Source organism: Rhodococcus sp. GQ147 (assembly GCF_059759155.1).
Window position 1 is genome coordinate 115137 of sequence record NZ_JCAXDU010000014.1, and the last position, 19219, is coordinate 134355.

General features: G+C 69.5%; 17 protein-coding genes. 6 read left to right on the forward strand and 11 right to left on the reverse strand.

Features of this window, described 5'->3' with window-relative positions; translation table 11 throughout:
- Positions 1-41: 41 nt before the first annotated feature.
- Entirely contained in the window at positions 42-1112 is a 1071-nt protein-coding gene (locus AC6CID_RS16865; protein WP_064061050.1) for an alpha/beta hydrolase, read from the forward strand.
- Positions 1109-2482 carry a mycothione reductase gene (mtr, locus tag AC6CID_RS16870; protein WP_064061051.1) on the forward strand — a complete coding sequence of 458 codons (1374 nt, stop codon included), beginning with the start codon at positions 1109-1111 and terminating at the stop codon, positions 2480-2482. The genes AC6CID_RS16865 and mtr overlap by 4 nt, the downstream gene beginning before the upstream one ends.
- Positions 2483-2557: 75 nt before the next feature.
- On the opposite strand, the gene AC6CID_RS16875 is transcribed toward mtr, so the two are convergent.
- The 3 genes from AC6CID_RS16875 to AC6CID_RS16885 all read right to left on the reverse strand — a co-directional run bounded on the left by AC6CID_RS16875 (position 2558) and on the right by AC6CID_RS16885 (position 6178).
- On the reverse strand, positions 2558-3124 hold the full coding sequence (locus AC6CID_RS16875; RefSeq protein WP_024100650.1) for an alpha/beta fold hydrolase: 567 nt from the start codon (positions 3122-3124) through the stop codon (positions 2558-2560).
- 487 nt (positions 3125-3611) lie between these two features.
- Positions 3612-4469 carry a type I methionyl aminopeptidase gene (gene map, locus AC6CID_RS16880; protein WP_006554247.1) on the reverse strand — a complete coding sequence of 286 codons (858 nt, stop codon included), beginning with the start codon at positions 4467-4469 and terminating at the stop codon, positions 3612-3614.
- Between the two features lie 65 nt (positions 4470-4534).
- Positions 4535-6178: an AMP-binding protein gene (locus AC6CID_RS16885; RefSeq protein ID WP_019289131.1), complete on the reverse strand. Its 1644-nt coding sequence runs from the start codon at positions 6176-6178 to the stop codon at positions 4535-4537.
- A gap of 108 nt (positions 6179-6286) precedes the next feature.
- Between AC6CID_RS16885 and AC6CID_RS16890 the strand changes: the two genes are divergently transcribed.
- Both AC6CID_RS16890 and AC6CID_RS16895 read left to right on the forward strand, forming a co-directional pair.
- Positions 6287-7150, forward strand: coding sequence for a LuxR C-terminal-related transcriptional regulator (locus AC6CID_RS16890; RefSeq protein ID WP_498354219.1), 864 nt, complete (start codon positions 6287-6289; stop codon positions 7148-7150).
- Between the two features lie 49 nt (positions 7151-7199).
- A complete protein-coding gene (locus AC6CID_RS16895) occupies positions 7200-8555 on the forward strand; it encodes an APC family permease (RefSeq protein WP_019289129.1) in 1356 nt (451 codons plus the stop codon).
- Positions 8556-8557: 2 nt separating this feature from the next.
- Here AC6CID_RS16895 and AC6CID_RS16900 read toward each other — a convergent pair whose 3' ends face one another.
- From AC6CID_RS16900 to dxr, 5 genes are all read right to left on the reverse strand, one after another.
- On the reverse strand, positions 8558-10399 hold the full coding sequence (locus AC6CID_RS16900; RefSeq protein ID WP_197483248.1) for a penicillin-binding transpeptidase domain-containing protein: 1842 nt from the start codon (positions 10397-10399) through the stop codon (positions 8558-8560).
- 32 nt (positions 10400-10431) lie between these two features.
- Complete coding sequence (locus AC6CID_RS16905) at positions 10432-11268, reverse strand: GNAT family N-acetyltransferase (RefSeq protein WP_019289127.1); 837 nt, start codon at positions 11266-11268, stop codon at positions 10432-10434.
- Between the two features lie 114 nt (positions 11269-11382).
- On the reverse strand, positions 11383-12537 hold the full coding sequence (ispG, locus tag AC6CID_RS16910; RefSeq protein ID WP_024100645.1) for a flavodoxin-dependent (E)-4-hydroxy-3-methylbut-2-enyl-diphosphate synthase: 1155 nt from the start codon (positions 12535-12537) through the stop codon (positions 11383-11385).
- A gap of 45 nt (positions 12538-12582) precedes the next feature.
- The gene (locus AC6CID_RS16915; RefSeq protein ID WP_024100644.1) at positions 12583-13800 is read right to left on the reverse strand and encodes a M50 family metallopeptidase; all 1218 of its coding nucleotides are present in this window, start codon (positions 13798-13800) and stop codon (positions 12583-12585) included.
- A 15-nt stretch (positions 13801-13815) separates the two neighbouring features.
- Positions 13816-14967 (reverse strand): 1-deoxy-D-xylulose-5-phosphate reductoisomerase, encoded by a 1152-nt coding sequence (gene dxr / locus AC6CID_RS16920; protein WP_039586973.1) that lies wholly within the window; start codon positions 14965-14967, stop codon positions 13816-13818.
- A gap of 151 nt (positions 14968-15118) precedes the next feature.
- Between dxr and AC6CID_RS16925 the strand changes: the two genes are divergently transcribed.
- Positions 15119-15367 carry a DUF2631 domain-containing protein gene (locus tag AC6CID_RS16925; RefSeq protein WP_064061625.1) on the forward strand — a complete coding sequence of 83 codons (249 nt, stop codon included), beginning with the start codon at positions 15119-15121 and terminating at the stop codon, positions 15365-15367.
- Positions 15368-15432: 65 nt separating this feature from the next.
- On the opposite strand, the gene rlmN is transcribed toward AC6CID_RS16925, so the two are convergent.
- Complete coding sequence (gene rlmN / locus AC6CID_RS16930) at positions 15433-16542, reverse strand: dual-specificity RNA methyltransferase RlmN (protein WP_064061626.1); 1110 nt, start codon at positions 16540-16542, stop codon at positions 15433-15435.
- A 136-nt stretch (positions 16543-16678) separates the two neighbouring features.
- Between rlmN and AC6CID_RS16935 the strand changes: the two genes are divergently transcribed.
- Positions 16679-17512, forward strand: coding sequence for an HpcH/HpaI aldolase/citrate lyase family protein (locus AC6CID_RS16935; RefSeq protein WP_039586971.1), 834 nt, complete (start codon positions 16679-16681; stop codon positions 17510-17512).
- A 12-nt stretch (positions 17513-17524) separates the two neighbouring features.
- Here the strand turns inward: AC6CID_RS16935 and AC6CID_RS16940 are convergent, their stop codons facing one another.
- Together AC6CID_RS16940 and AC6CID_RS16945 are read right to left on the reverse strand one after the other, a co-directional pair.
- Positions 17525-18271 (reverse strand): class I SAM-dependent methyltransferase, encoded by a 747-nt coding sequence (locus AC6CID_RS16940; RefSeq protein WP_064061627.1) that lies wholly within the window; start codon positions 18269-18271, stop codon positions 17525-17527.
- A gap of 7 nt (positions 18272-18278) precedes the next feature.
- On the reverse strand, positions 18279-19217 hold the full coding sequence (locus AC6CID_RS16945) for a phosphatidate cytidylyltransferase (RefSeq protein WP_006550978.1): 939 nt from the start codon (positions 19215-19217) through the stop codon (positions 18279-18281).
- Between the last annotated feature and the right edge of the window lie 2 nt (positions 19218-19219).

Consider the following 19219-nt stretch of genomic DNA (forward strand, 5'->3'; position numbering starts at 1 on the left):
ACCCATGAGCGGTGGTCGGCGAACACACCTAGGGTGTGATAGTGACTACTTGGCGTCCTGACGTCCTCGGAGACGGCTACGAACAGCTCGAACTGCCGCTGGGCACCGACCCCGACGGCGAAGGCGAGATCTCGGCGACCCTGGTGCGCTACCAGCCTCCGTCTACCGATCTCCCCGACCGGGCGGTGCTCTACGTCCACGGCTTCACCGATTACTTCTTCCAGCAGCACCTCGCCGAGCACTTCGCGGCGCGCGGTTACCGCTTCTTCGCGCTGGACCTTCGCAAGTGCGGTCGTTCGCGGGCACCCGGGCACACCCCTCACTTCGTCACCGATCTCTCCCACTACGACGCCGAACTCGACGAGGCGCTGCGCGTGGTGCGCGAGGAGGTCGGTGGCGGTGTGCTGCTGGCGGCCCACTCGACGGGCGGGCTCGTCCTGCCGTTGTGGCTCGACCGTCTCCGTCGCCGGCCCGGCGGGGTTGCCGCGGCGGGCATCGTGGGTCTCGTCCTGAACAGTCCGTGGTTCGACCTGCAGGGACCGTCCTACCTGCGCAATGTCGGCACGGCGGCCGTCGACATCGTCGGCCGCCTCCGCCCGCGCGCGCTCATACCGCTGCCGAAGACCGAGGCCTACGGCCGCAGCCTGCAGTGCGACGGCTGGCGCTACGACCTCGACTGGAAGCCGTTGACCGGGTTCCCCGTCCGCTTCGGCTGGTTACGTGCCGTGCGGCGGGGCCAGGCCGTCCTGCACCGCGGGCTCGACATCGGGGTGCCGTCGCTGATCCTGCGGTCCGGTGCCTCGCGCTTCGCTCCGCGGTACGACGCGAGCGTCGACACCGTCGACGCGGTCCTCGACGTCCGCCAGATAGCCCGATGGGCGGGATGCCTCGGCAACCGCACGACGATCGTGCCGATCGACGGTGCCCGTCACGACGTGTTCCTGTCCACACCCGGTCCCCTGGCGGAGGCCTTCCGGGAATTGGACTTGTGGCTGGAATGGTTGGACGGAGCGGACGAGGCGGACACCTCCGGTTCCCGAACCGAGGCCGACGACTCCGACGACTCCGCCACCGTTTCCGTACTGCACCGACTCACGGGAGAGCACGCGTGACCCACTACGACCTCGCGATCATCGGCACAGGATCGGGGAATTCGATCCTCGACGAGCGGTACGACGGGAAGCGCGTCGCTCTCCTCGAAGAAGGCACCTTCGGGGGCACCTGCCTCAACGTGGGCTGCATCCCCACGAAGATGTACGTCTACGCCGCGGAGGTCGCCCACACGGTCCGCACCGCGGCGAAGTACGGCGTCGACGCGTCGATCGACGGAGTGCGGTGGAACGACATCGTCGACCGGGTCTTCGGTCGCATCGATCCCATCGCTGCGGGCGGCGAGCGCTACCGCCGCGAGGACTGCGCGAACGTCACCGTCTACGACGGTCACGCGCGGTTCGTCGGCGAGCGCCGCATCGACACCGGAACCGGTGAGGTGATCACCGCGGACCAGGTGGTCGTCGCGGCCGGTTCGCGGCCCGCGATCCCGCAGGAGGTACTCGATTCCGGTGTGAGATATCACACGAGCGACGGCATCATGCGGTTGCCTAAACTGCCCGAGTCCCTCGTAATCCTCGGGACGGGTTTCATCGCGATGGAGTTCGCCCACGTCTTCTCGGCGCTCGGCACGCGGGTGTCGGTGATCGCGCGGACCGACCGTCTACTGCGGCACCTCGACGCCGACGTCTCCGAGCGGTTCACGGCGCTCGCCGCGGCCAAGTGGGACGTCCACCTCGCCAATCCGGCCCGGGCGTTCCGTCCGGTCGGCGACGGCGTGGAGGTCGAACTCGCCGACGGCACCGTCGTGAGCGGCGACGCCCTGCTCGTCGCGACAGGTCGGCAGCCCAACGGTGACCTGCTCGACGCCGCGGCGGCCGGCATCGAACTCGATGCGAAGGGCCGGATCGTGGTCGACGAGTTCCAGCGCACGTCCGCGGCGGGTGTGTTCGCCCTCGGCGACGTGTCGTCGCCCTACCAGCTCAAGCACGTGGCCAACCACGAGGCGCGGGTCGTCCAGCACAACCTGTTGCACGACGCGTGGAGCGGCGACACCACGGGTCTGCAGCAGACGGACCACCGCTACGTCCCCTCCGCGGTGTTCACCGATCCGCAGATCGCGTCGGTCGGTCTCACCGAGGCCGAGGCCCGGGAGGTGGGATTCGACATCTCCGTCAAGATCCAGGATTACGGCAACGTCGCCTACGGCTGGGCCATGGAGGACACCGAAGGTTTCTGCAAGCTGATCGCCGATCGGTCGACGGGTCTGCTGCTCGGCGCCCACATCATCGGGGCCCAGGCGTCGACGGTCATCCAGCCGCTCATCCAGGCCATGTCGTTCGGTCTGCCCGCGCGGGAGATGGCGACCGGGCAGTACTGGATCCACCCCGCGCTGCCCGAACTCGTCGAGAACGCCCTGCTGGGTCTCTGAACTTCGGGGTCTCCGAGCACCTTCACCAGCGCCGTGTGGCCTGCTGCCCTCTCCGGGCCGCAGGCCACACGCGTCTCACCAGCTTCCGGTGCGCAGCGCGATCGCGGACGCGAAGTCGGTGGGCGCCTCGGCGGGCACGTTGGCGACCCCGGCGAGTTCGACCACCCGGAACTCTCCCGTCACGTAGCGCATCGATGCGTCCGCTTCGGGTCGACGCGAGGCATCGCCCACGACGATCGTGGTGGGCACCTCCGCGGGCGGCGCCGACGCGTCGCGCACCGTGCCGTCACGATCCGCGACCGCGGGATGGCCGCGGTCGGCGACCACCAGGCTCGCGAAGCGTCCGAAGCGTCCTGCGGCGACGGCCCAGGCCAGTTCGGCTCCCGCGCCGCTGCCCGCCAGATGAACCCAGGGCAGGGCGAGGGCGTCCAGTAGGGCGAACACGTCGGCGGGCGCGAGTCCGTCGATCTTCTCGACCACGATCGTCCGCAGGTCGGACGTGTGCAGCCGCTCGCACACGACGTCGTACACACCTGCGTCCTCCCCCGCGTCGGGGAAGAGCAGCACCGTGTAACGACTTTCGGGGCCGCCGATCCGAACCTGCACGTCCCCACCGGGCGTGGTCACCGTCCTCGATTCCATGGGCAAACGCTACATGGCCGCAGTCCGTGCTCCGCCTCTTGCCGTATCGACGACGGGCTGGGGAGTGGACATGCGGATGTTCGGGATCCTGCGTTTCGTCACCGACAGTTCCGTGGTGCAGTTCCTGGGATTCTTCGCCACCATGCTCCTGATCGTTGCGCTGTCGATGCTCGTCGGGGCAATCCAGCACCGTTGGCGCGCAACGGGTCTGCTGACGGCCGCCGCGTCCGTCGTCGTGATCGGCGGTCTCGCCGCGACCCTCGTCACGTGGACCCGGTCGTGGTCGTCGCTGTGGTCGTGGATCGTCGACGCGTCGCCGACGACGACCCTGGTGGCGCTCCCCCTGCTGGTGGCCGCGGTGTGCGTGGGCGCGACCTGGCAGGTCGCCCGCAACGCGGCACCCCAGGCCGGCCGCCTTCCGAAACAGGTTCGCCCCCGACCCTTTCCGGGTCGGGGCCGAACTCCGTGCTCGCTCAGCGAGCGGAGGTCACGGCAGGGTGAGGATCTCGGCGCCGGTGTCGGTGACGACGATGGTGTGCTCGAACTGCGCGGTCCACTTGCGGTCCTTGGTGACGACCGTCCAGCCGTCGTCCCAGATCTCGTAGTCGGGCGTACCGAGGTTGATCATCGGTTCGATGGTGAACACCATGCCGGGCTCGATGATCGTGTCGATGTCGGGCCGGTCGTAGTGCAGGATCACCAGGCCGTTGTGGAAGGTCTCGCCGATACCATGGCCGGTGAAGTCGCGGACGACGCCGTAGCCGAAGCGGTTGGCGTAGGACTCGATAACCCGGCCGATGACGTTGAGGGCCCGGCCCGGCTTGACCGCCTTGATGCCGCGCATCGTGGCCTCGCGGGTGCGATCGACGAGCAGGCGGACGTCCTCGGAGACGTCGCCGGCCAGGAAGGTGGCGTTGGTGTCGCCGTGAACGCCGTCGATGTAGGCGGTGACGTCGATGTTGACGATGTCGCCGTCCTCGACGACGGTCGAGTCGGGGATGCCATGGCAGATGACCTCGTTGAGCGAGGTGCAGCACGACTTGGTGAAGCCGCGGTAGCCGAGGGTCGACGGGTAGGCGCCGTGGTCGCACATGTACTCGTGCGCGACGCGGTCGATCTCGTCGGTGGTCACGCCCGGCGCGACAACCTTACCGGCCTCGACGAGGGCCTGTGCGGCGATCTTCGACGCGAGTCGCATCTTCTCGATCGTCTCGGGTGTCTGCACCCACGGCTCGTTGCCTTCCTTCGCCGTGGGCTTCCACACGTACTCCGGCCGTTCGATCGATGCGGGCACCTCCCGGACGGGAGTCGGAGTGCCGGGGACGAGCGGAGCGCGGGTAGCCATGACTTCCAGATTAGCCGCCGCGCCCCGCTCCCCCGTCATCCACCGATCGGGCCGTCGTGCGCCGCTCAGCCCACAGCGCCCGCCTGGCGCAGCTTGAAGCGCTGGACCTTGCCGCTCGGCGTCTTGGGCAGGTGCGGCACGAAGTGCACCGCGCGCGGGTAGGCGTGGGCGGCGTACTTCTGCTTCACGAGCTTCTGCAGCTCCGCCTCGACCGCGTCGTCGCCCTCGACACCCTCCCGCAGCACCACGAACGCCTCGAGGACCTCCCCCCGCAGTTCGTCCGGCAGACCCACCACGGCGGCCTCGATCACGTCGGGGTGCATCACGAGCACCGACTCGACGTCGAACGGGCCGATGCGGTAACCGGCCATGATGATCACGTCGTCGTCACGGGACGAGAAGAAGAAGAAGCCGTTCTCGTCGACCTTGCCGGCGTCGCCGGTCAGGTACCAGCGGCCGTCCTCGCTGAACCGGTCGGCGGTCTTCTCGGGTGCGTCGACGTAGCCGGTGAACCACACGAGCGGGCTCGCGTGCACGTCGATCGCGACGCGTCCGACCTCACCGGGCTCGGCGATCTCGTCGCTGTCCTCGCGCAGCACCGCGCAGCTCCAGCCCGGCAGCGGCTTGCCCATCGAACGCGCCGGGGTGTCCTCGCGCAGCTCGTCCGCCCACGCGTCGACGACGAACATGCCGTGTTCGGTCTGTCCGTACTGGTCGCGCACCACGACACCGAGGGTCTCCTTCGACCACTCGAGGACGTCCGGGGTCAGCGGCTCACCGGCCGAGGAGGCACGACGCAGCCGCACCGGCGGGTGCTCGGCGGTGTCGGCCTTGAGGCTGCGGTAGACCGTCGGGGCCGCCGCGAAGTTGGTCACCCCGAAGGTGTCGAGGATCTGCCAGGTGAGCGCGGGCGAGAAACCGGCGTGCAGCAGGAGGCTGCGCCGACCGGCCGCGAGCGGCCCTAGTAGCGCGTAGTAGAGCCCGTACGCCCATCCCGGATCGGCCGCGTTCCAGAAGACGTCGTCCTTGCGCACGTCGAGGCCGAACTCCAGGTAGGCGTGGAAGGACGCCAGCGCCTTCACCGGGACGGGAACACCCTTGGGAGTGCCGGTCGTGCCGGAGGTGAACAGCTGGACCAGGCGCCCCTCGGCGCCGACGGCGACAGCCTCGCCACGCGGGTCGTCGGCCGACTGCGCGGCGACCAGCTCGCCGAAGTCGCGGGCCCCACGCCCGGACGCGTCGGCGTCTCCCTCACCGGCCACGACGACCTGCCACGGCACCTCGGCGGGAAGATCCGATCCGGCGGCGAGCTTGCCGGCCTGATCACGATCGGCCACGACCACCTTGGTGCCGCTCGCGTCGAGCCGGAAGGCGATCGCCGGCGGGGCGAAGGCGGTGAAGAGCGGCACGTGCACGGCGCCGCGACGCCAGATACCGAGAACCGCGACCACCAGGTCTGCCGACTTGCCCATGAGCGTCGCGACGTGGTCGCCGGGTTCGACACCGAGATCCGCCAGCGCCGCGGCGAAGCGGATCGACCGTTCGCGGAGCTCGCCGTAGGTGAGATCGGTGGAGCTCAGGTCCGCGTCGACGACGGTGAACGCCACCGCGTCGGCGGGATGGTCGTCGCACAGCAGTCGGGCTGCGCAGGCGTCTGCCGTGTCGTACCGCTCGAGCAGTGTCCGCACGCGGCTCGCTGTGTCGCCCATTGTGGTCCTTTCGTCCGTACCGGCCAGGGTGTTCCTGATCTGTGGAGCACACCCGTTCGACGTCTATGATTCGAGTCACACCATGTTCCCCGATACCCCCGGAAAGGGGTGGCGTTCGTGTCGTCCTCCTCGTCGACGCTGCTGCGTCCCCGTGACGGTGACGCCCTGCGCGGTGAACTCCGCCGCACCGCGGCGCAGGCACAGTTGCCGGTGGTCTTCGCCGGCGAGGTCCAGCAGGGATCGCTGCAGCTCAGCGAATTCTTCGGCACCCGCACCAACAGCCTGGCGGGGGTCGTGGTGCCTCCGCGGGCCGGTCTCGGCGGTCGCGTCCTCGCGGAGTCGCGGGTGGTGACGGTGTCGGACTACGGTCGCTCTGCGTCGATCACGCACCACTTCGACCGTCCCGTTCTGTACGAGGGATTGCGGTCCATCCTCGCCGTGCCGGTACTCGTCGAGGGCAAGGCCCGCGCGGTGTTGTACGGCGCCGCGCGCGAGTGCGCGCCGGTCGGTGATCGGGCGGTGACGGCGTTCGCGCAGGCGGCCGCACGTCTCGCGCACGAGATCGAGGTGCGCGACGAGGTCGATCGGCGACTCGCGATGCTCGAGCGGTCGTCCGGCGACCGCGATCCCGTCGCGACCGCGCAGGTCCGCGAGGTCCACGCCGAGCTGCGGGTGCTCGCGCAGGGCACGACCGATCCGGCGCTGCAGGAGAAGCTCCGCTCGTTGTCCGACCGTCTCGCCGGGGTGCTCGACGGAACGGAACCGGAACCGACGGACGTCGTGCTGTCCCCGCGCGAGACCGACGTGCTGTCCCATGTGGCGCTGGGGTGCAGCAACGCCGAGATCGCCCAGCGCCTGTCGGTCGGTGCCGAGACGGTCAAGAGCTACCTGCGCAGCGCCATGAGCAAGCTCGACGTCCATTCCCGCCACGAGGCCGTCGTCGCCGCGCGAAAATCGGGTCTGCTGCCCTGATATCCGGCCGGTCCCCCATCGGCGGACAGGGTGCGGAAGGGGGCCTGCGGTGGCCGAGACGACCGACTCACCCCAGCTCGTCCGCGTCCTCGGACCGGGTCTGCTCCTGCTGTTCGTCATCGGCGACATCCTGGGCACCGGCATCTACGCCCTCACCGGGGAGGTCGCGAACGAGGTCGGCGGCGTGGTGTGGCTGCCGTTCCTCGTCGCGTTCGCCGTCGCGACGGTGACCGCGTTCAGCTATCTGGAGCTGGTCACGAAGTATCCGCGGGCGGCCGGAGCGGCGCTCTACACGCACAAGGCGTTCGGCGTGCATTTCCTGACCTTCCTGGTGGCCTTCGCCGTGATGTCCTCGGGCATCACCTCTGCCGCCACTGCTGCGCGGGCGTTCGCCGCGAACTTCGCCGAGGCCTTCGGCCTCGACCTGGCCGGCACGGCCGGGATCACCGTGATCGCGCTGGTCTTCGTCCTCGTCCTGGCGGTGATCAACTTCCGCGGGGTCGGCGAGAGCGTGAAGACCAACGTGGTGCTCACGATGGTCGAGTTGGGCGGCCTGCTCATCATCGTCGCGATCGGCATGTGGGCGTTGGGTTTCGGCGGCGGGGACTTCTCGCGTGTGGTCGAGATCGATCCCGGCGACCGGTCCGTCTTCTCCGCGGTGGTCGCAGGGACGGCCCTGGCCTTCTTCGCGATGGTGGGGTTCGAGGATTCGGTGAACATGGCCGAGGAGTGCAAGGAGCCCACCCGGATCTTCCCCCGGATGCTGCTGCTCGGCCTGGGTCTCGCCGCGTTGGTGTACGTGCTCGTTTCGATCACCGCGATCGCGCTCGTCGCGCCCGAGGAGCTCGGGGCGGGCGAGACGCCCTTGCTGCGGGTGGTCGAGGTCGGCGCGCCGGCGTTCCCGGTCGGGATCTTCGCCTTCGTCACGATGTTCGCGGTGGCCAACACCGCGCTGATCAACATGCTGATGGCGAGCCGGCTGGTCTACGGCATCGCCCGCGAGGACGTCCTGCCCGCCGTCCTGGGGCGGGTGCACCCCACGCGCCGCACGCCCTATGTCGCGATCGCGTTCACGACGCTGCTCGCGGTCGGTCTCGTCGTCTTCGTCGGCGGGGTGCCCGAACTCGGGGGGACGACGGCGCTGCTCCTGCTGGGGGTGTTCGCGATCGTCAACGTCGCCGCCCTGGTCCTGCGCCGGGACCACGTGGAGCACCGGCACTTCCGCGCGCCGACGATCCTCCCGGTGCTCGGGGCGGCCAGTTGCCTGTTCCTCGTCCTGCCGTGGGTCGACCGGCCCGTGACCCAGTACCGGACGGCCGGGGTGCTGCTCGGGATCGGTGTGGTGCTGTGGCTGGTGACGCGACTCGCGGGCCGGCGCGACGGTCGGCCCGCGAGTACGACCTGAGCTCAGGCTCCCTCGTCGTATTCCGGCGGCAGGGCGGCGAACATGTCGCGGGTGACCGCGACCGCGTTGTCGGAGCTGCCGCCGCGCACGACGAGCGTCGCGAACGCCAGATCACCGCGGTAACCGACGAACCACGAGTGCGACCCGCCCTCGACCTCGGCCTCGCCGGTCTTGCCGTAGACGTCGCCCTGGTCCCGGATGCGGTCGGCGGTACCGCTCGTGATCACCAGGCGCATCATCTCGCGCAGACCCTCCACCATCTCCGGCGTCACCGGCGGCGGCGAACCGCTCACAACGGTCTCGCGACCCGCGATGAGATAGGGCACCGGGGTACGGCCGGCGGCGACCGTCGCCGCGGTGAGCGCCATCCCGAACGGGCTCACGACCACCTTGCCCTGACCGAAGCCGTCCTCGGTCCGTTCGACGAGATCCTCCGCGGGCGGAACCGATCCGGTGAAGGTCGGCATCCCGACCACCTCGTAGTCCACACCGATACCGAACTGCGAAGCGGCGACGGTCAGCGCGTCCGGGGCCATCTCGGAGGCGAGCTTGGCGAAGGAGGTGTTGCAGGATCGGGCGAAAGCGGTAGCGAGAGAGACCGTCCCGAGCTCGAACTCGTTGTAGTTCGGCACGCTGCGCTCACCGATCGTGATGCGGCCCGGGCACGGCACCATCGTGTTCGGGGTCGCGCTCCCCTCGGCGATCGCCGCACCCGAGGTGACGATCTTGAACGTCGAGCCCGGCGGGTACTGGCCGGCCAGCGCGACCGGGCCGTCCCGGTCGGCGGCCTTGTTCTGGGCCACCGCCAGCACCGCACCCGTGGACGCCTCGATCACGACCGTCATCGCCTGCTCGGTGCGGGCATCGACGGCCGCCTGGGCCGCGAGCTGGAGGGGACGGTCGAGACTGACCGAGAACGACGGCACCGGTTGCGGCGGCGTCTCGGTGAGCACCCCGGTGTCCACGCCGTACTGGTTCACCACGACGACGCTCCACCCGGCCGTGCCGTCGACCTCGTCGATGACGGTCTTCTTGATCTGACCCACGAGATCCGGCGCGAAGTTGCGATCGGTCGCGACGAGGTCGGCCTGCTCGGTCACCACGACACCGTCGATCCCGGCGAGACGTGGGGCGACGCGCTCGTAGTCGTCCTCGCGCAGTCGCATCACCGAGCGCGGCCCGGAGGAGGCCGTCACCGATTCCGCGATCGCCTGCGCCGTGAGCGAGGAATCGAACTCCGACAACGTCGACGCGAGCTGTCGTGCGGCGCCGGCGACGTCGGTGGTCTGCGCGGCGTCGAAGGCGATGCCGTAGACCGTGCCGGGGACGAGGATGTCGCTGCCTGCGTGCTCGTTGACCCGGGCACGCGGCGCCGGGCTGCTGCGGAGCTGCATGGTCTGCCGTTCGCCGAGCTGCGGGTGCAGCGCGGACTTCGCCCACCGCACGATCCAGTCGTTCCCGCTGCGCCCCATGTTGAGCTCACCGGTGTACTGCCATACCCGTTCCTTCGGCAGGTGCCACTCGTAGTTGTAGCCCACGGTCGCGGAGTCGCCGCTGATCCGGGTGGATGTCGTTGTGGCGATGAGGGATTCGGCTTGAAGCCCATCCAGGACCTCCTGCATCGCGACGGCCGCGTCGTCGGGGCGGTCGGTGCGATCCGCCGCCGACGCGACGTCCTGCGCGGCGAACGAGTCGAGAAACGCCTGGGCGGCGGCCTCCGGCCCGGCCGGCCGTGGCGTGCACGCGACGGCCAGGCCGAGGAGCACGACGGCCGCCGACCACACAGCGCCGATCCGGAGAGCGCGTGCGTACGGGGATGCCGGGGTGGAACTTCGAGGTCTCATCGCCCGTCATCGTAGGCAGAGCCGACGGGAAATCAGTCGAGCAGCACCGTGGAGAACGTCGCGACCTGACGGAAACCCGCGCGGGCGTAGGCTCCACGAGCCGGGGCGTTGAAGCTGTTGACGTAGAGGCTGGGCAGGCGACCGCTGCGAGCGACCGCGCAGGCCACGGCGGCCGTGCCGATCGTGCCGAGGCCCGAGCCACGATGCGCGGGATCGACCCAGACGCCCTGGATCTGGCCCACCGCGGACGACTGCGAACCCACCTCCGCCTTGAACACGACCTGTCCGTCCTCGAACCGCGCCCAGGCGCGTCCCGCCGCGATCAGGCTCGCGACGCGGCGCCGGTAACCCGCACCGCCGTCGCCGGTGCGCGGGTCGATGCCGACCTCCTCGATGAACATCGAGATCGCGGCCGGCAGATAGACATCGAGTTCGTCGGGCCGCACGGGACGGACCTGCGGGTCGGGCTCGACGAGCGGCTCGCGGTCGAGAACGAGCAGGGGTTGTTCGGCCCTCACCTCGCGGGGAGCGCCCCACACCGATTCGAGCCGCTCCCACATCGGCAGCGCGTACTCGGCGCGACCGACGATGGACGAACACAGTCGCGGCCCGCGACTCGCGCGCTCGGCGAACGCCTGGATGTCGTCCGGACTGCCCAGCAGCGGAATGAGGTTCGCGCCGGAGAAGCACAGCGAGGTCTCGGGGCCTCCGCGGCTCCACATCTCGCCGCCGACGGCACGCCCGTCGAGTCCGTACTCCTCGACGCGGCCGGCCACCATGCACGCGGCCACGGGGTCGCGGGAGAGCACCCGGAGCACCTCGGCGGTGTCACGTCCGCCCAACGACCGGACGCCCAGAAGCTTGAGCACTCGCTCACCACCCGTCGAGAAGCCGATACGAGATCAGAGTGCCATGCCGGACGGCGGCGTGGAAACCTGAGTCCTCGAAAGTGAGAGAACGCCGTCCCGTGCGCCCCACCCGTATCAGCCGACCGACACCACGGGGCCGCCGCCCGAGTCGTTGCCGTCCATCTCGTCGGCGATGCGCATCGCTTCCTCGATGAGGGTCTCGACGATCTGCGCCTCGGGCACGGTCTTGATGACCTTGCCCTTGACGAAGATCTGGCCCTTGCCGTTTCCGGAGGCCACACCGAGGTCCGCCTCACGAGCCTCACCGGGTCCGTTGACGACGCAACCCATCACCGCAACCCGCAGCGGCACCTCCATGCCCTCGAGTCCGGCGGTGACCTCGTTGGCGAGGGAGTAGACGTCCACCTGGGCACGCCCGCAGGACGGGCACGAGACGATCTCGAGTTTGCGGGGACGCAGGTTCAGCGACTGCAGGATCTGCGTGCCGACCTTGATCTCCTCGGCGGGCGGCGCCGACAGGGACACGCGGATGGTGTCGCCGATGCCCTCGCTCAGCAGCGCACCGAAGGCGACGGCCGACTTGATGGTGCCCTGGAAGGCGGGGCCGGCCTCGGTCACACCGAGGTGCAGCGGGTAGTCGCACTGCGCGGCGAGCTGCCGGTAGGCCTCGACCATCACGACGGGGTCGTTGTGCTTGACGGAGATCTTGATGTCGCCGAAGCCGTGTTCCTCGAACAGGCTCGCCTCCCACAGGGCGGACTCGACGAGCGCCTCCGGGGTGGCCTTGCCGTACTTGGCGAGGAGCCGGGGGTCGAGGGAGCCGGCGTTGACGCCGATCCGGATGGGGATCCCGGCGTCTCCGGCCGCCTTGGCGACCTCCTTGACGCGACCGTCGAACTCCTTGATGTTGCCGGGATTGACGCGCACGGCCGCGCAACCGGCGTCGATCGCGGCGAAGATGTACCGCGGCTGGAAGTGGATGTCGGCGATTACCGGGATCTTGCTCTTCTTCGCGATGATCGGGAGTGCGTCGGCGTCCTCCTGACGCGGGCACGCGACACGCACGATGTCGCAGCCGGACGCCGTGAGCTCCGCGATCTGCTGGAGGGTGGCGTTCACGTCGTGCGTCTTCGTGGTGGTCATCGACTGCACGGACACCGGATGATCGCTGCCGACGCCGACATTTCCGACCATGAGCTGGCGGGTCTTGCGTCGGGGTGCGAGGACCGCAGGAATTTCGGGCATGCCCAATCCGACGGGGCTGGTCACAGTTCGCCTTCTTTCGTCGCTACTCGGCAAGTCTACCGGCGCAGATCAGAACAGCTTGATGGGGTTGACGATGTCTGCTGTAAGGGTGAGCACCATGTAGGCGCCACCGATGACCACCGCCACATAGGTCAGCGGCAGCAGTTTCATGTAGTCCACGGGAGGGCCGACCGGCAGTCCGCGCAGGCCGCGCAGCCAGTTGCGGGCCTTCTCGTAGATCGCGACGGCCATGTGCCCACCGTCGAGCGGCAGCAACGGGAGGAGGTTGAACGCACCGAGGAAGAAGTTCAGCTGAGCGAGCAACAACACGAACGACTCCCAGATGCCGCGCTCGGCGAACTGGCCGCCGATGACACTGGCGCCCACGACACTGACCGGGGTGTCGACCGCGCGCTCTCCCCCGGTGACGGCCGTCCACAGGTCGGCGACCTTACTCGGCAGGCTCACGAGGGCCTCGGCCGTGCGGACCGCCAGGTAACCGGTGAAGTCGAAGGTCGCGGGGATCGCCGAGAGCGGCGTGTACTCGATGATGCCCGGCTCTCCCCCGACCCCGATCGCACCGACGGTGCGGGAGACGGGTTCGGCGTCGAGCGACTCGCTCTCGTAGACCCAGCGCTGGACCTGCTGGACCGTGACGGGCACGGTGAGGGTCTCGTCACCACGCTCGACGGTGAACGGTACGGTGCCCGACAGGGGCTGCGTGGCCCGGACGAGGTCGCCGAAGGTCTCGACGGACTGCCCGTCCACGGCGACGATCACGTCGCCCGGTTCGATGCCGGCCTGCTCGGCCGGGCCGGGACCCGAGCAGTCGGCCGGGGTGTAGTCGGGCGGCCCGTCCTGGGTCGGCGCGGCACAGCCGACGGTGCCGACCACCGCGCGGTTGTCGGTGTTGGGCAGTCCCGCGCTGGCAGCGAGGCCGTAGATGAGCACGATGCCGAGCAGGAAGTTCATCGCGATGCCACCCGACATCACGACGAGACGCTTCCACGTCTTCTGCTTGTACATCGCGCGCTCGACCTCGTCGGGCGCGAGTTCGTCCAGGGCCGTCATGCCGGCGATGTCGCAGAACCCGCCGGCCGGAACCGCTTTGAGACCGTATTCGGTCTCCCCGCGGCGGAAGGCGAACACACGGGGACCGAACCCGATGTAATAGCGCCGGACCTTCATGCCCAGCTTCTGCGCCGTCCACATGTGGCCGGCCTCGTGCAGGGCGATGGAGACGGCGATGCCGAGGGCGAACACCACCACGCCCAGTACGAACATCATGAGTGGCCGATCCTCCTATACGAGTGTGCGCGCCCGGTCGCGGGCCCAGCCGTCGGCGGCGAGCACGTCGTCCACGGTACTGGGTTCGGCGGACCACTCGTGTGCGTCGTTCAGCACGGCCTCGACGGTCTGCACGATCCGCGGGAACGACAGCGTCCCCGCGAGGAAGGCTTCGGCAGCGACCTCGTTGGCCGCGTTGTAGACGGCGGTGAGGCATCCGCCGCCCACGCCCGCTTGGCGCGCGAGCCGCACGGCGGGGAAGACGTCGTCGTCGAGGGGTTCGAACTCCCAGGTGGACGCGGTCGAGAAGTCGAGTGCCGGGGCGGCGTGCGGGACGCGGTGCGGCCAGCCGAGGGCCAGCGCGATCGGCAGCTTCATCGACGGCGGCGATGCCTGGGCAAGGGTCGATCCGTCGACGAAGGTGACCATCGAGTGCACGATCGACTGCGGGTGCACCGTCACGTCGATCCGGTCGTAGTCCACACCGAAGAGCAGGTGGGTCTCGATGAGTTCGAGTCCCTTGTTGACGAGGGTCGCCGAGTTGAGGGTGTTCATCGGCCCCATCGACCAGGTGGGGTGGGCGCCGGCCTGTTCGGGCGTCACCGATTCGAGACGATCGGCGGTCCAGCCGCGGAACGGACCGCCCGAGGCGGTGAGCACGAGACGCGCCACCTCGTCGCCGCTGCCGCCACGCAGGCACTGCGCCAGCGCGGAGTGCTCCGAGTCGACGGGCACGATCTGGCCCGGCCCCGCCGCCTTCGTGACGAGCGAGCCGCCCGCGACCAGCGATTCCTTGTTCGCCAACGCGAGTCGTGCACCGGTGTCGAGCGCCGCGAGGGTTGGTTCGAGACCGAGGGAACCGACCAGGGCATTGAGCACGACGTCGGCCTCGACTTCGCGTACGAGTTCGGTGACGGCGGTCGGGCCGCTCCGGACCGGCAGGTCGAGACGTGCGGCAGCGTCAGGGTCGGCCACGGCGACCTCGCGGACGCCGGTCGCGCGGATCTGTTCGGCGAGTAGGTCCGTCTTGCCTCCGCCCGCGGCGAGACCGACGACTTCGAAGTCGTCGGGATTGGCGGCGATCACGTCGAGTGCCTGGGTACCGATGGAACCGGTACTGCCCAGCAGGAGCACCCGGGTGCGGGAAGAAGATCGAGTCTCGGCCACGCGAGCATTGTTCCCCACGCACCTGAACGGTTCCTGAACCGCCCGGCTTCCACCCGTCGGAACGCACCGCACGCATGCCCCGCTTCGTACGACGCGGGGTCGTATGTCACGATAAGCAGCAACAGCAGCATCTGGTGAGCAGGAGGAAACCGTGGCCGGTACCGAGTTGCAGTCCACTCGTGGTGATGTGGCGGCGGAAGTGCCGTCCGCCGAGTGGGGTTGGAGCGGGGAAGCCCCCAGGTTCTTCCGCGTCATGGCCCTGGTCGTCGCGGCGTTCCTGCTGCTGATGCTCATCGGCAACCACGAAGGACACGTGGAGAGCCTGTACCTGATCGGCTCGGCGGCCCTGCTCGTGTTCATCGTCGCGCGCGACGCGGTGCGCCGGCGCCGTCTGCGCTAGTTCCACGAACGTTCGGGGCCCGTCCGGATTCTCCGGACGGGCCCCGTCGTGTCTTCGGTGCCGCCTCAGCCTTCGGCGGCGAGCTGCCCGCAGGCTGCCGCGATCTCCTGGCCACGCGTGTCGCGCACGGTGCACGACACGCCCTGGGCCTGCACGCGCCGCACGAATTCGCGTTCGACGTCCTTCGGGCTGGCGTCCCACTCGCTGCCCGGTGTGGGGTTCAGTGGGATCAAGTTGACGTGCACGAGCGACCCGAGCGCCTTGTGGAGCTTCTTGCCGAGCATGTCAGCGCGCCACGGCTGGTCGTTGACGTCGCGGATGAGGGCGTACTCGATCGAGACGCGCCGGCCGGTCTTGTCGGCGTAGTACCGCGCCGCCTCGAGAACCTCGGCGACCGACCACCTGTTGTTGACGGGGACGAGGGTGTCGCGCAGTTCGTCGTCCGGGGTGTGCAGCGACACCGCGAGGGTGACGCTCAGACCTTCGTCGGCGAGGCGCCGGATGGCCGGTGCCAGTCCCACGGTGGAGACGGTGACCGAGCGCTGCGACAGGCCGAGCCCTTCGGGGGCAGGTGAGGTGATGCGGCGCACCGCCGCGACCACCCGCTTGTAGTTCGCGAGCGGCTCCCCCATGCCCATGAACACGACGTTCGACAGCCGTCCGGGTCCGCCGGCGACGTCACCGTCGCGCAGCGCCGCAGCAGCCGCACGCACCTGATCGACGATCTCCGCCGTGGACAGGTTCCGGTCGAGGCCGCCCTGGCCTGTCGCGCAGAACGGGCACGCCATGCCGCACCCCGCCTGGCTCGAGATACACAGCGTGGCGCGGTCGGGATACCGCATGAGCACGCTCTCGAGAAGGGTGCCGTCGTGCGCGCGCCACAACGTCTTGCGGGTCTCCCCTCCGTCGCACGCGATGTGCTTGACCGCGCTGAGCAGAGGCGGGAACAGCGACTCCCCCACCTTGTCGCGGACGGCGGCGGGAAGATCGGTCATCTTCGCCGGATCCGCCTCGAGCCGTCCGTAGTACTGCCGGGCGAGCTGGTCGGCACGGAAGGCCGGCAGCCCCAGTTCGCGCACCGCATCACGACGCTGATCTGCGTCGAGGTCGGCAAGATGGCGCGGCGGAAGACCACGCTTGGGCGCATCGAAGACCAGGGGCAGAGAAGAAGCCATAATCACCCATTGTCCCATGATCCGGGACGGATGGGTCGCGGTGTCGCTGTGATACTCGCCCCCATTCCTGTGCCGGTGTCACCGCTCGGTCTCCCTCACGCCGAGTCACCCGGGCGCGGAGGGGGAATACGGGAGCATGGACATCATGACCGGTCTCGTCGCTCCCGAAGTCGCACGCTCGTGGTTGCTCGTTCCGGGCCGCTCCCCCGATCTCTTCGACGCCGCCGCCGACTCGCCCGCCGATGCGGTGGTGCTCGACCTCGAGGATGCCGTACCCGCCGCGGCCAAACCCGCCGCTCGCGACGGCATCGTGGCGTGGCTGCGCGAGGGTGGGAAGGCCTGGGTGCGGGTCAACGACGCCACCACGTCGTTCTGGGCCGACGATCTCGCCGCGCTCGCCGGCCTATCGGGCCTGCAGGGCGTCATGCTCGCGAAGGCGGAGAGCGGTCACCAGGTCGAGGCCACCGCCGACCTGCTGCCGGAGGGCACGCGCATCCTCGTGTTGATCGAGTCGGCGATGGGTCTCGAGGCGGCTCCCGAGATCGCCCGCGCGGAGGGCACCTTCCGCCTGGTCTTCGGCAGCGGCGACTTCCGGCGCGACACCGGCATGAGCGACAGCCCGATGGCGATGGCATACGCGAGATCCCGGTTGGTCATCACAAGCCGCGCCGCGCGCCTGCCGGGACCCATCGACGGACCCACACTCAGCGACGACCCCGAGGTCCTCGAACGTGAGGCCGAGCTGACGCGCTCGATGGGGATGACCGGCAAGTTGTGCATGACCGGCGAACGCGCGTCGTACGCGAACGTGGCTCTGAGCCCGAACAGCACGGACGTGGACTGGGCGGAAGGCATCATCGACAAGCTCGGTGAGGACGGGCGCAACGTCCGCGACGGCAGCGACCTGCCGAACCTCGCGAAGGCGAAGAAGATCACCGAGCTGGCGCGGATGTTCGGTATCGGCCGGTAGCGCTGACCGGTCTCAGCTCAGTTCCAGGCCGCCGATGGGTCTGCGGCGCACGTGCAGCCGGTAGCGGACGGTAAGCGTCGTGCCGGGTGTCTCCCGGATCGCCCGGGTCGCGACGCGGGGTGCGAACTCGATGCCGAGCACCCGCTCGAGGGTCGCGCGGTCCGGGAACTCCCACAGCGTGTCGATGCGGCGCAGATCGAATCCCTGCGCCTCGAAGAACGCCTCGACCGCGGCCGGGTCGTAGTGCGGGAGGTCGTCGCGCATCCAGTCGCCGTAGGGATGGGCGGTGGCGTCGAGGTCGACGACGGCGAGCGCCCCGCCGGGACGCAGCACCCGCATGGCCTCGAGGATTCCGGCGCCGCACCCGGGGCCGAAGAAGTAGGCGGTGCGGGCGTGGACGAGATCGACCGAGGCGTCAGGCAGCGGCATGTCCGCGGCGGAGCCTTCCGTCACGGTGACCGACGGAAGACCTTTCACGCGGGTGCGGGCCGCGGCGACCAGCGGCGGGTACGGCTCGATTCCGGTCACCGTGCGTGCGTCGGACGCGAACATCGGAAGGTGGAAACCCGAACCGCACCCGACGTCGACGACGTGGCGGCCGATCCAGTCCGCGGCCTCCCGCAGCGCCGCGTACACGGCGCCGCGGGGGTCCTGCGCGCGGTTCTCCTCCTCGTACACCTCGGGCCAGTGCCAGATGTTGGGGCTGGCGATCACACCACTTCCCGACTTCGGCGCACGAAGCTTCGACGGACGCACCATCGGCCGACTACACGAAGGCCGTGAGGATCAGCCAGGTGACGAAGGCCGACGGCAGGATCGAGTCGAGCCGGTCCATGATGCCGCCGTGACCGGGCAGCAAGGTGCCCATGTCCTTGATACCGAGGTCGCGTTTGACCTGCGACTCGATCAGATCTCCGGCCGTCGCCGTGAACACGAGCACCGCACCGAGGATCACACCGACCCACCACGGGCCGTCGAGCAGAAGCATGACCGTGAGGACGCCGACGGCGACGCACGCCACGAGCGACCCGCCGAACCCCTCCCAGGACTTCTTCGGGCTGATCGCCGGCACCATCGGGTGCTTACCGAAGAGCACGCCCGCTGCGTAGCCACCGATGTCCGACGCCACGCACACGAGCATCAGGCAGAACACGCGCTGCGCGCCCTGATCCTCGAGGACCATGAGGGTCGCGAACGACGCCAGCAGCGGCAACCAGGCGGCGACGAAGACCGCGACAGCGGTATCGCGCAGGTAGTTGCGTGGCTGCGCGACGAGACCGTGGTCGAACAGGCGCCACAGCATCGTCACGACGACCGTGCCCGCGAACGCGCCGAGCACACCCGTTGTGCCGTACGGCCACCCGAGCCAGATCATCGCCTGACCACCGGCCAGCAGCGGCAGTCTGGGGACGAGCACGTCGGCTTCACGCAGACGCTTGGTGACCTCCCAGGTCGCGATGCCGATGGCGATCGCGACGACGGCGAGCCACGCCTTCGGGGCGAACAGCAGGATCCCGATGACGAGCGCACCCAGACCCCCGCCGACCGCGAAGGCGGCCGGCAGGTCGCGTCCCGCCCGTGAGGGTTTCTTCACCGGCTCCGACGCAGGGTCGGGGGCCGGTGCCGGGTCTGCAGGGGTGGCACCGGAGTCGGCTCCGGCACCGAGTGGAAGCTGCGGGTCGGAGGACCCGTCGGCTCGACCCACTG